Annotated in this window: 9 protein-coding genes; all 9 read right to left on the reverse strand. The window is 58.7% G+C overall.

What is annotated here, in order from left to right; all coding sequences use genetic code 11:
• Positions 1-11: 11 nt before the first annotated feature.
• Entirely contained in the window at positions 12-2,327 is a 2,316-nt protein-coding gene (locus KHO33_RS04595) for a M23 family metallopeptidase (RefSeq protein ID WP_200561579.1), read from the reverse strand.
• 19 nt (positions 2,328-2,346) lie between these two features.
• Complete coding sequence (locus KHO33_RS04600) at positions 2,347-4,863, reverse strand: type VI secretion system Vgr family protein (protein WP_200561581.1); 2,517 nt, start codon at positions 4,861-4,863, stop codon at positions 2,347-2,349.
• An 18-nt stretch (positions 4,864-4,881) separates the two neighbouring features.
• Positions 4,882-5,133, reverse strand: coding sequence for a PAAR domain-containing protein (locus KHO33_RS04605; protein ID WP_200561583.1), 252 nt, complete (start codon positions 5,131-5,133; stop codon positions 4,882-4,884).
• A gap of 55 nt (positions 5,134-5,188) precedes the next feature.
• Complete coding sequence (gene tssK / locus KHO33_RS04610) at positions 5,189-6,535, reverse strand: type VI secretion system baseplate subunit TssK (RefSeq protein ID WP_200561585.1); 1,347 nt, start codon at positions 6,533-6,535, stop codon at positions 5,189-5,191.
• A gap of 13 nt (positions 6,536-6,548) precedes the next feature.
• A complete protein-coding gene (tssJ, locus tag KHO33_RS04615) occupies positions 6,549-7,079 on the reverse strand; it encodes a type VI secretion system lipoprotein TssJ (protein WP_200561587.1) in 531 nt (176 codons plus the stop codon).
• Positions 7,080-7,167: 88 nt separating this feature from the next.
• On the reverse strand, positions 7,168-7,650 hold the full coding sequence (locus KHO33_RS04620) for an Hcp family type VI secretion system effector (RefSeq protein WP_200561589.1): 483 nt from the start codon (positions 7,648-7,650) through the stop codon (positions 7,168-7,170).
• 63 nt (positions 7,651-7,713) lie between these two features.
• A complete protein-coding gene (tssC, locus tag KHO33_RS04625; RefSeq protein WP_200561590.1) occupies positions 7,714-9,207 on the reverse strand; it encodes a type VI secretion system contractile sheath large subunit in 1,494 nt (497 codons plus the stop codon).
• Between the two features lie 38 nt (positions 9,208-9,245).
• Positions 9,246-9,782: a type VI secretion system contractile sheath small subunit gene (tssB, locus tag KHO33_RS04630; protein ID WP_200561592.1), complete on the reverse strand. Its 537-nt coding sequence runs from the start codon at positions 9,780-9,782 to the stop codon at positions 9,246-9,248.
• 94 nt (positions 9,783-9,876) lie between these two features.
• On the reverse strand, positions 9,877-12,555 hold the full coding sequence (gene tssH / locus KHO33_RS04635; protein WP_200561672.1) for a type VI secretion system ATPase TssH: 2,679 nt from the start codon (positions 12,553-12,555) through the stop codon (positions 9,877-9,879).
• Positions 12,556-12,609 lie beyond the last annotated feature (54 nt).

A 12,609-nucleotide genomic window follows, 5' to 3' on the forward strand; every position in this document is an offset into this window, starting at 1 on the left:
TCGTTTCCTAATTATGGCTGTTGGCTCTCTATGTACGTTTGGATTGTATGTTGCGTTCTATAAAATTTCTTTTTTGGATGAGGAGGATGACCGATCATGACGACGTTTCCCTGAGCGTCAAGAACTGGCTCCTGTTGACTATTTCGCCGCCATTCAAATGTTATTGAGGTTGGTTCGCTTTCACTTGATTCGTCCAAGAGGACGGACTTTAAATAAACAACGGATTGAAGACGTACCTCAAGGCCGTTGAGCTTCTCGATCGAAACGTATCCATTGACATCTTTACTGACTGTAATCGCGTCACTTTGGGTCGATCCAGCGTCCATGTGCTTAAGCATATGGTTTCTAGTCACCAAATAGAAACAGGCGCTGTCCACGCAATTTGAAAAATTGTGATGTCCGTCGTTATCTCGTGCAATTAGTTCGTTTGGGTTCCAGCCCAAATTTATAAATTCTGATGGCGGATTTATATCGTGGAAACCTCTAAATAGGCCGTATGATTTGTAATTTTCAAGATGAGTTAGCTGTATCAATCCTCGGCCGTAGTACGGGCTGTAACTTTTTAACTCACCTCTAATTTCTTTCACGTAATGCAAATTCCCTGTCTCGGGGATAACGTGAGAGAGGAGATGGAGCAATCGGAGTCGATTCCCCGATATTCCGTATCGTCTCGTCCCGATATTAAACGCCATGGTCCAGGCCCTTGATCGGGCAAAAGCTGTTTCCCAAGAGGTGGTTGCGGGGACAAATTGGGTTCCCTGCAAATGTAGTAACTTGCGTGGGAAGCATCGAGCTATCTCCCCCGCGCTTAGCCACCCACACTTCCTGAAATGCTCAACGAATGCCTTCGGCGGAAAATGCCAGCACTCGGCAGCTTGAGGCAAGTCGGCATCGTGAATGTCCTCCCAGAACGCCAGCGCTTCGATATGCGCCTTCAGCACTGTGAAGTCGTCCTTCGACAGCGGCGCGGGCAGCGCTTCGTTCTGCGTTTCTAACCATCCCCAGCGCTTCTCGATGTCTTGCTTAGTCCATTCGATCGGAAATTTGCAGATGGCTTGGGCCATTCGGTTGGCGACGTCGTTGTTGTGTAGTGCGTCCTTTGCTTCCGTGTGCGTAACGTGTCCATCTCCGTTCAGATCAAGCCATTTCCTGATCGTTGGCGAATCACAGTGGCTCGCGGACGTGTGGTCATCGTCAATGAGGCTCCAGCCTGCCCAGTGAGGGAAATCCGCGTCGCTATACACACCAATGGTCGTCGGCTTGTGCAAATTGATCCAGCCCGTTCCCTCAGGGGTAACAACCTTGCGCCAATGAGCAAACTTCACATCCGACGGTATCGTTTCACTAACCGGTCGTCCAAAGCGCAGCATCTCGTAGATGAGGCTGGGGGATGGTGCTTTGGGTGAAGGATTAGCTGGCGCTGTGCTGCCATCGGTATACATGCGATTCAGTCGGTTGACTTCGGCATAAAGGTCGTACTCGAAGCTAGTTGCCGACGATAACGGCTCGCCTACCTGGATGCTGCGTCCATCTTCGGTCAGCCTGAACGTTGTTAAAGTGCAGATCTTCTCGTAGTGCATCCGGATGAACAGATCACAACTGGTTATCCCGACAGGCGGTTGTGTTTGTACTGACGGGTGAGGACCAAGCGGAGGTTCGCTAGCGTCGCGTCGGTAGGGGTGGGGTTGATTCCCGAAAATCCTCGCTCCCTTGGGTACCCTGAACCAGATATCGCCGTAGATCGCGTCGACGCGTCCTTGGACGGCATTCAGTGGCCCAGCGGCGCGTCCGAAGAGTTTTTCAAGATTCGCGTCATTGCACACGATCTCAAAATGAATCTGTCCGAGTTGTCCATAGATCTGCCCCGGAACGCCAAGCAGGTCCTTTCGATAAATCTTCTTGCCGACGACGATCGAGGGACGAACTGTCTGCAGATGTATGTAGATGGAGAAGTACGTGATCTCGGCGCTGCGACCTTCGCCAATCTCAGTGCTGTGCTTGATCACCACGCAACCGTCGTCGGTGCGTACACCGCGGTATTGCAGCGCGGCCTTCCCCGCAGGCGACGTCTGCCGCACGTAGACCACCGTGCCGTCGGCGATGGCGCGCACCGACTCCGTCTCGCCATTAGCCTTTCGCGGCGCGACAAGATGAGATCCTCCATGCCAGCCGAGGTTGAAACTTACAGGGAAGGCGCCATTACCTGGCGCGCATTCCTGCATGCCGGCCGCGCAGACGTCGTGGTCCGGCACGACGGTATTGCCGGCGTCCGCCGAATCCATTTCATGTCCCGGTCGTGCTGGCAAAAACGGTGGGCTGATGATCATCTGTTACGTCCTTCGGTCATCAAAGAGAAAATGGAAACGCCTGGTTCGGCTTCCCGGAGGAGAAGGGCGAGAATTGAATCGGCTTCGCTTGCGGGCCTTCTGTGGCGTGGCTACCGGCATGCACCAGAAACTCGCCGTCTGTAAAGCCGAGAACCCCTCGCGAGCTGATTTCCAACTCGGTACCGCCGCCATTGAGACGGATACCCTGTTTCGCCTTCAGGCTGATCCAGTCGTCTGTGCTCATGATCTCGACAGCACGTCTGGCGATGATTTCTATCTCGTCGGATTGCGCCTCGACGCGCACTTTTCCCGACGCAGCAATAAGCCGGATACCGAGCTTGTGTACAAACAGGGAGAACTGATTCCTGACACTTGCGAAGAACGACTTGCCAGTCGCAATTCCCACGTTGCCGCCGGTGGTAAGGGCGAGATGTTCGTCGCTTGCGAGATGTGTGCTGCCTGCCGTCGTTGTCTGAATGCCGGTGGGGCTGGCTAACGTCAGATGCGGTTCCGTAAATTCCGGAAAGCCGTTGTCGTCCGTCTTCGCGCCACCACGGATCGCATCGTTCTGTGCCTTGATGGACTTCGCCACATCGCTCTGGTCGGCGCCGCTGCCCTGCGCCTGATGCTGCTGCGCCAACTCAGTCAGACTTTCATGAAGGTCGCGCGCCTGCGTGAGCCGCTGGACGGTCTCGCCGAGGTCCTTCGCATGCGACTGGGCATTGCGGCGCGCCTCGGTCGTCACCAGCATGCCCTGTGCGGCCCGCACTACACCGTGCGCATCGGTCCGTAGTTCGAACCCTTCACCGCGTGCGTCCTGCCGCCCCTGGTTGCCGGAAATCCGTGTCAGGCTGCCCAGGTTCAGTTGCGAGAGCGCGTGATCGCATGAAAGTTGTGCCTGGATCTTGCCCTCAGTGTCATCCATCGCCAGATGACTGGCACGACCACCACCGAGTTCGCGCGAGCGGAATCCTGAGAGCGCCTGGTTGTCCGGCAGCTTCCACGCTGGCTCGTTGAACGCGTTCACGACGCGGCCCGTCACGATCGGCAAATCAGGGTCGCCATTCAGGTGATCGACGATCACTTCCTGTCCGATGCGCGGCAGGTGGATGGCTCCGAATTCATCACCCTGCCACGGCGACGAGACGCGTAACCAGCAACTCGAGCGCTGGTCGTTCTGTCCCTGCCTGTCCCACGGAAACTGTACTTTCACGCGGCCATATGCGTCGGTCCAGATTCCCTGGTTCTCGGGGCCGACCACCACGGCTGCCTCCAGGCCATAAGCGCGTGGCTTCTCAATCGTGCGAAGCAGTCGGAATACCTCGCTCATCGGCTGTATCGTGAAGTCCGTCACGCAGCGGTAGCGCTGACCGCCATTTGCGGTGCCGGCTACCTGCGTCTCCTCACCGACGTTCTCAATCTCAAGCGCGCTGGAGACGACCAGATATTCACGATTGGCGGCGTTCTGCGGGTAGTGGGTCAGCCTGAAGGTCTGCCCCGTTACAAGGCCGCGCAGGTTGCCGGTACCGCTTGCGCGCAGTCCCTGACTGCGCAAGGCTTGCACGCGTACCAGCGCGAGGAAGTCCGCCTCCTGTTTGGGCTGGTTGTGCTCGCCGGGCAACCCTGTCGCGCCTGCTTGCGGCTGCGCGTAATCGCCCCACATGTAATGTTCCTGATTGGCGAATGCCGTATCGCGCGGGTCCTGCTTAGCCCCACGCAGATCGGCACGTGGCCACGTGTAGTCGTAGTCGACGGTGGAGACTGTGCCGGTCGTCAGCGCACTGCTGACCGTTAAAGCGTGGATGTGTTCTTCGTCGATGCGACGGCCGGTGGGCGCTTCGTAGCGGATCGTCTGGTACGCGGTGCCATGCGGCTTGTGCGCGCCGATTGAATCGCAGAGCACGAGGCGGTGTTTGCCGTCGCCATGGTCAAACCAGAAGTAGATGCCCCATTCCTGCCACAGGCGGCACACGAAGGAGAAGTCACTTTCCCAGTTCTGCCGCTGGATATCGCGCCGCGGATACGTTTCGACCAGGCGCTTCTCGACCGGGAACGAATAGGCATCAAGGACAGCGTCGGTGATTTCAATCACCGTCATGTCCTGGAACAGGCGGCAGTCCTGGTTCTTCGTCGCAAGCCACAACCACGGGTGCAGCGTCAATGCGTAGACAATGGAGCGGCCTTCCTCGCGCAGGATGCATGCTTCGGTGACGAGGCCGGTAATCTCGCGCACGCCCGAGCCGATATTCGCCAGGCCCGAATTGCCCACCACCCCGGGGATGAACTTGCCATTCCCTTCTAACTCGATTGCACACGTAACCTCAGTGCCGATCAACCTGTCGAGTTCAATGTTTGCGGCGATGCTGGGTGAGAATGCCAATGCATCAGGTGTTTTCAACTCCAGCGTGTACTCAAACAGTTCGCCAAGCGTTTCTTTACCCTGAAGACGCGTCGGCGTTAGGATGGGCGTGCCACCATATACCGGCAGCGATGCGCCAGATACGGAGAGCGTGCGTGCCTGATTTGGATTGAACATGATTGCTCCAGGAAACCATCAGGCGGCGACTAGCGTCGCGCCACAACCCGTCTTGTCGCCGATGTACGCAACGCGGATACCTCGGTGCGTACGCTTGCCAGTAGCAACAATCGGGAATACGCCACCGCACTTTGGACACTCGACCCCATGTCCATCGAGTGCCACTCGAATGCCCATATGTTTGAGGTCAGATGCAGCGTCCATCACTCTGCCGCCGTGATCCGTCATATCTCCCAAGCGGGCCATCGGTCGTCCCAGTTCGTCTTTCATCGCGTTCTCCTGTCTACCCTGCGTTACTCGAAATGCGTTCTGGCCGCGTACGCCGTTAGCCCCGCACGCCCCATAACTCCAGCTTTAACGACGGAAAGTCTCCCGCCACATGCAACGCCAGCCCACCGTGCCTCGCGACTTCGTCCCACAGCGGCCCGCTGCGTGTGAACTCGTAATAGACGTAGCCCGCATTGAACGGAATTTGCCGAGGCGGCACTGGCAACGCCTGCAGTGAAATACCAGGCAGATGTGAGCGGACCAGATCTGGAAGTCGCTCGGACGGCCCGGCCTTCGCCTGTGCAAGGAACTGTTGTTGCAGGACATCGGGCGGCATCTGCGCATGCACGGCGAGCACCACGGCGGTAAAACGCTGCATGTCAGCCGGGTCCACCACCGCATTGCGCATGCCGTGCGCGCGCTCCTGAAGGGGAATGCTCTGGGCGCTGCGCACGAGCACGGCATTCAGCAGCCGGTGCGTATCGTCGACCACCGGCTTCAGGCAAAGATGCGGCGCCACGTGCTGATACGCCGGATGAGAATCCAGTGGCCGGCGCGTCTCGGTGCGTACATAGGTCGACAGCTCACCCGCCATACCGAGCAGCAGCGAGTAAAGGTCGACAGGCGACGTAGTCGGCACGTGCCGCAGATGCTGCAGCAAGGGTTCATAGCGGTTCAACGTCTGCAGGAGCAGATAGTCGGAAACTTCGGATGCTGTTCCGGCTTGTCCGTCACTACCGGTCAGCCGCTGCGCGAGTGCATTGGCCCGCAAACGGGTGAGGTCGTGAATCTTCGCAAGCCAGCTCGTCAGCAGAGTGCTTGCGCCGTAGCTATTGACCGGAGGAATCACAGTGTCGTCGAGTTCGATGCTGCCGTCGGCACGGATCGTCTTCACACGGGTGAGCGCAAGACCTATCCATGCGTCTGCCAGCTCCTTTTCCGGCACGAGCCGCAATCGCAGATTCGATAACTGCACCATCTTCGGCCCCTGCGCGATCGAGTTCGTATCGCGCAGTTCCGTATCGAAAGCCGCATAACGGGCGAGCGAGTCCGTTGTATTGTCGAACGTTGTCTCTTCAGCGTTCGGTACGCGGATCGGCACCGCCAGATAGATCAGTTGCTCCAGATGCTCGGGCCGTATCGTGAGTGGCGAAGGCGGAGGCGTGCTCCCCGGCGTATCGAACGGCGTGCCATCCGCAAACACGCCGGCTGCCGATTTGACGATGACTTTGCCTAGCGCCAGCGCTTCGCTATCGATGCTGTAGTGACTGAAGCCAAAGAAAAACGGCGAAAGCGGCGTAACACGCTTGTGCGCATAGCTCTCGAGGTAACGTTCCTGTTGTTGAAACAGTTGCGGGCGCAGAAACAGCCCCTCGCTCCAGACAACCTTGTTATGCCAGCTCATTGGGTATGTTCCGCTACTTTCTCTCGGTGACCTTGATCGCGTCTGCGCCAAGATCGATGTTCAGTTTTATCCTGTTACCGCTCCGATACCATGCGGTAGCGGGTGCGAGTGGCAACTCATAGGTCTCGCGCCAGACGGCATTCGGCAGATCGCGATACGCGGCGAGAACGCCGATTACGGTTGTAGCTGGATCGGATTTGCGCCGGATGGCTTTCGTGTCACCTGGGCGCAGCAGGAATTCGTCGCGCACAGTCAGGTCATCTGAGAGAACCGTCTTGTCCTTGTCCTGCAGCGAAAAAAAGTCCTCTGACTTGAACGTGCTGTCGTTCTTGAGTTCGTATACCCGCACGACGATCGGCGCGGGCCGCCGCTTGTCGTCCGGATTCACGTCCTTCGCCGCCGCGATCGACAAGTCAAGCCGGGTTGGCTCCTTCGACGCATGGGGATCGGGACTGTTGCTCGCGCAAGCACCCAGCATGACGACCAGTCCGCACGCGACGTGCTTGTGTATAACTGGTGCGATGGCGAGTTTGAACAGACGCATAAGACCCTGAGACAGAGATGTTGAAAGATGAACGCGGCATTGCCGCGCTCACCAGATGCACAACGCTCCGGGAAATTCCGGGAGCCATTTACGCTTCCTTGTTGCCCTTGATGTCGTAGCTGGCCGTCACTGCGCCACCGCTGCCACCTTGCTGGTTCTGCACCACGTATTCCTGCTTGACCTTAGCGAACGACAGGCTGACCGTCTCGCGCATTCCGAGGTCGTTGTTGGTGCCCGAAGGCGCCACGCCGGTGACGATCACGTCCGACATCGTCAGCTTCAGGTACTCGAGCGGGTTGCCGCCGGCCTTGCGCACGACGAGCACGGCCTCATTGATGTGCTTGCCAGTCAGGCAATACTTCATCAGGTTCGGACTCGCGCGATCTACGAGATGATCGAAGGTCAGATCTTCGACGGTGGCTTTACCTGCGCCGCCGCCGCTGCCGGCATGCATCGTCGATTCTTGATGGATGTTCCAGTTCCACTTCAGCACTTCGATTTCGTTCTTGTGCGAGGTGTCCTGCGACTCACCGTCGATCCCGTTGATCTTCAGAAAAATGTCCTGGGCCACTTATTCACTCCTACTGGTGGTAAAAGAAGCCGGATGGTGTCAAGACATCCGGCCGGAACTGTGTTACGCCGCTTCCTTGATGGACGGCAGCTTGGCGACAAGGCGCAGCGAAACCGTCAGACCTTCAAGCTGGAAGTGCGGACGCAGGAAAAATTTGGCCTGGTAGTAGCCGGGATTTCCTTCGACATCCTCAACGAGTACCTCCGCTGCCGCGAGCGGACGGCGAGCTTTCGTCTCCTGCGACGAATTAGCCGGATCTGCATCGACGTAATTCATGATCCATTCGTTAAGCCAGCGCTGCATGTCCTCGCGCTCCTTGAACGCGCCGATCTTGTCGCGCACGATGCACTTGAGGTAGTGCGCGAAACGCGAGCAGGCAAACAGATAGGGCAGGCGCGCCGACAGATTCGCGTTGGCGGTGGCGTCCGCATCGTGGTATTCCGTGGGCTTCTGCATCGATTGCGCGCCGATGAATGTCGCGTGATCGGTGTTTTTACGGTGGATCAGCGGAATGAAGCCATTGCGCGCAAGCTCGGCTTCGCGACGGTCTGAAATGGCGATTTCAGTCGGACACTTCATGTCGACGCCGCCGTCGTCGGTAGGGAACGTGTGGCACGGCAGGTTCTCGACGGTGCCGCCCGACTCCACCCCGCGAATCAGCGTGCACCACCCGTAAAGCTTGAACGAACGGTTGACGTTTACGCCCATCGCATAGGCCGCATTGGCCCATGCGTAGCGGCGGTGGTCGGAGCCGCTGGTGTCTTCCTCGAAATCGAATTCGTCGACCGGGTTCGTCTTCGCGCCGTACGGCAGGCGCGAGAGGAAGCGCGGCATGGCGAGGCCGACGTAACGCGCGTCCTCGGTGTTGCGCAATGAGTTCCATGGCGCGTATTCGAGGTTCTGCGCGAAGATCTTCGTCAAATCACGCGGGTTCGCAAGTTCCTGCCATGAGTCCATCTGCAGCACGGACGGCGATGCGCCTGAAATAAACGGCGTGTGCGATGCGGCCGATACCTTGGCGATCGAACCCAGCAGGTCGACGTCGGGCGGCGTGTGGTCGAAGTAGTAGTCGGCAACGAGACAGCCATAGGGTTCGCCACCCAACTGGCCGTACTCTTCTTCATAGATCTGTTTGAAGAGGGGGCTCTGGTCCCATGCGGCGCCCTTGTACCGCTTCATCGTGCGCCGGAGTTCTTCCTTCGACACGTCCATGAAACGGATCTTGAGCTTTTCGTCAGTCTCGGTGTTGGAGACGAGGTGGTGCAAACCCCGCCACGCCGATTCCAACTTCTGGAAGTCGTCCTGATGCAGAATCAGGTTGATCTGCTCGGATAGCTTGTGATCGATTTCGGCGATGATCGCTTCGATGCTCTTGTACGCATCGTCGCTAATCGTGATCGACTGCTGCAATGCCTGTTCGGCCAGCGCCTTTACCGCAAATTCCACCGCTTCGCGTGCCTGTTCGGTTTTCGGCTTGAATTCCTGCTCGAGTAGTTGCGTGAAATCGTTGTAGGTCTGCGTGCCGGCGGCCGCGACCTGCGCTTGGTGCTTTGCCATACTGGATTCCTCGTTGCGCGTAGGTTCAGTCGATTCGATCAGGCGGACTCGTTCATGTCGCGCGCGTTGCCGGCGGTCTGTGGCTTCGGCGCCGCAGCCAGTGCCTTCAGCAGGGTCGGGTCCTGCAGCAGCTTGTTTACCAGGCCTTCTGCCCCAGACTTGCCGTCCATGTACGTCTGCAGGTTGGCGAGTTGCGTGCGTGCCTCCAGCAGTTGAGCCAGTGAGTCGACCTTGCGTGCTACTGCTGCCGGCGAGAAGTCTTCAATGCTTTCGAAGGTCATGTCGACCATCAGGTGACCATCGCCGGACAGTGTGTTCGGGACTGAGAACGCGACGCGCGGCCTGATCGCCTTCATGCGTTCGTCGAAATTGTCGATGTCGATGTCCAGGAACGTGCGGTCGGCTACGGGCGGCAGGGCTTCGGTCGGCTTGCCGGATAGATCGGCAAGCACGCCCATCACGAAGGGCAGTTCGATCTTCTTTTCCGAACCGTAGACCTCGACGTCATATTCGATCTGCACTCGAGGCGCGCGATTGCGCCCGATGAATTTCTGCGAACTGCTGGAAGCGGACATGCTTGACTCCTGGCGTAGCAAATGAAGTGGCAATTGGGGGTAGGACTGCTAATTCTCCGGTGGGTGACAGTTGGTCGACCTCCCCGGCAAGACATTAATCAGGCATTTGCTCTATGCGAAAGTCGAGCCCGCCGCCAGCGTCATGGACTTTGCCGATGACATCGATTGCGATGCGTGTGAGCAGGGTTCTGGTTGAGAACGCATCGAGCCATAGCGCGGAGAGTTTCGGCAGCACATGTTGTTCGATGAAGCCGATCAATGCCCGCGCGCCGGTCTCCTGCACCAGACACCGCCCGACGATGTGATCGACCACGGCGTTCGTATAAACGAGTGCTATGTCGTGGTTGTCCGCCATACGTTTGACGACGCGGTTCAGGTGCAAACGGACAATGCCTGCAAGCGTTTCGTGCGCGAGCGGCAGATACGGCACGACAGCGAGGCGCCCGATGAACGCGGCGGGGAACGCTGTGAGTAGTGCCGGCATGAGCGCACTGCGCAGGCTTTCCGCGTCGGGTATTAACGCGGCGTCCACGCACAGGCCCGCAATCAGTTCTGCTCCCGCATTGCTCGTCAGCAGGATCGTCGTATTGCGGAAATCGATGTAGCGGCCATCGCCGTCTTCCATGTAGCCTTTGTCGAACACCTGGAAGAACATCTCGTGAATATCAGGGTGCGCCTTCTCAACTTCGTCGAGCAGGACCACGGAGTACGGGCGGCGACGCACCGCTTCGGTCAGCACGCCTCCTTCGCCGTAACCGACATAGCCGGGGGGCGCCCCTTTCAGGCCGGATACGGTGTGTGCCTCCTGATACTCACTCATGTTGATGGTGATCAGGTTCTGCTCACCGCCGTAGAGGGCTTCAGCGAGCGCGAGCGCGGTTTCGGTTTTGCCCACACCGGAGGGGCCGGCCAGCAGGAACACGCCGATCGGTTTGTTCGGATCGGTCAGGCCGGCACGAGCGGTCTGGACGCGTTCGCAGATCTGGCGCAGCGCGGCTTGCTGGCCGATCACGCGCTTTTCCAGCGTAGCTGGCAGCGCCAGCACGGCGGCCACTTCGTCGGTCACCATCCGGCCTGCGGGAATCCCGGTCCAGTCCGACACAATGGTGGCAACGATTACTTCGTTTACCTCCGGGAACACAAGCGGCGTGTCGTGCTGAAGCACAGCCAGAGCGCGCTCGAGTTCGCGCAAGGTATCTACCGGCGCGGGTTCTACAACATCAACCTGATCTCCTTCCACGGTGGCTGCACCGCGCGCACGTAGCAACGCCAGGGCAGCCTCAGACTGTGCTTTCCAGCGCGCCTCGATTTCGCGCGCCTCTGCGGTGAGTGCGTCGATTCGCGCCCGAACCCTGTCGAGCAACATCCTGGAGTCAAGTCCAATGCGCGTTTCGCGCTCTAATAACTGCTGTTCGACCTGCGCGGCCTGAAGTCGCTGCTTGACGTTCTGGAGTTCACCTGGCGGCGCATGTCGAGACAGCGCGACGCGTGCACACGCGGTGTCGAGCAGACTGATCGCCTTGTCCGGCAACTGGCGCGAAGGAATGTATCGGTGCGACAGGGTCACGGCCGCACGGATCGCCTCATCTAGAATTTCAACACCGTGATGGTGCGCAAACGTTTGGCTGAGCCCCCGAACCATGTCGATTGCCGCGGCTTCTTCGGGCTCCATGACCTGCAGCACCTGGAAGCGCCGCGTGAGTGCCGGATCTTTTTCGATGTGACGCTTGTACTCGGTCCACGTGGTCGCGCCGATTGTGCGAAGCGTGCCGCGCGCAAGCGCGGGCTTTAGCAGATTGGCTGCGTCTCCTGTTCCTGTCTGGCCACCGGCACCAATCAGCATGTGAATTTCGTCGACAAAGAGGATGACCGGCACAGGGGACTTTGCTGCCGCTTCAAGCACACCCTTAAGGCGTGCCTCGAACTCGCCCTTCATGCAGGCGCCGGCAAGCAGCGTGCCGACATCGAGGCTCATCAGCCGCACGTTAGCCAGCTTGGGAGGCACCATGCCGTTCGCGATTGCCAGCGCCAGACCTTCCACGACAGCGGTTTTGCCGACGCCAGCCTCGCCGGTCAGGAGTGGATTGTTTTGCCGGCGACGCAGCAGTACGTCGATCATCGTGCGAACTTCAAGCTCGCGCCCAATGACGGGGTCAATCTCTCCATTACGTGCCCGTGCGGTCAGGTCGGTGCAGTACTGCTCCAGTGTGGAACCCCTCGGCGGTACTGGCAGTGCACCCGATGCCTCACCTGGCGCGGCGGGAGAGAAATCTGTGCCGTCGTATGCGTGATCCGTCGCTTCGGGCGAACCTTCGATCCATGCGGGCAACGCTGCGTCCAGTGTTTCAACCGAAATGCTCCGGAAGGCTGGCGAGATGCCAAGCAGGACACGCCGCAGTTCGGGCGTCTTCAAGAGCGCGGCCGTCAGCCACGCACCACGTACGCGGTGGTCGCTGAAACCGAGCGTGGCGATCACCCAGGCACGCTCGATCGCCGTTTCAATATGGTGGGAGAGGTCGCTGATCGAACTGGCGCCAGCGGGCAGGGCGGCAAGCGCACGTGTCATATCCCGTTCGAGGCTGCCCAGATTGATTTCGCTGTGGCGCAGGATGCGATGCAGATCGCTGTCGGAGAGTTGCAGGATCTGGTGCAACCAATGCACCAGTTCGACGTACGGATTGCCACGCAGCTTGCATAGAGTCGTTGCTGACTCGACGCTCTTGAACAGAGTGCTCCCCAGTTTGCCGAATAATGCGTGCCGCGTGATGGTCATCATGTCTTTATTATTAAGATATCAAAAATCATCTTTAGTTAAACGAACCGGAAA

The sequence above is a fragment of the Paraburkholderia nemoris genome (assembly GCF_905221015.1).
Taxonomy (GTDB): domain Bacteria; phylum Pseudomonadota; class Gammaproteobacteria; order Burkholderiales; family Burkholderiaceae; genus Paraburkholderia; species Paraburkholderia nemoris.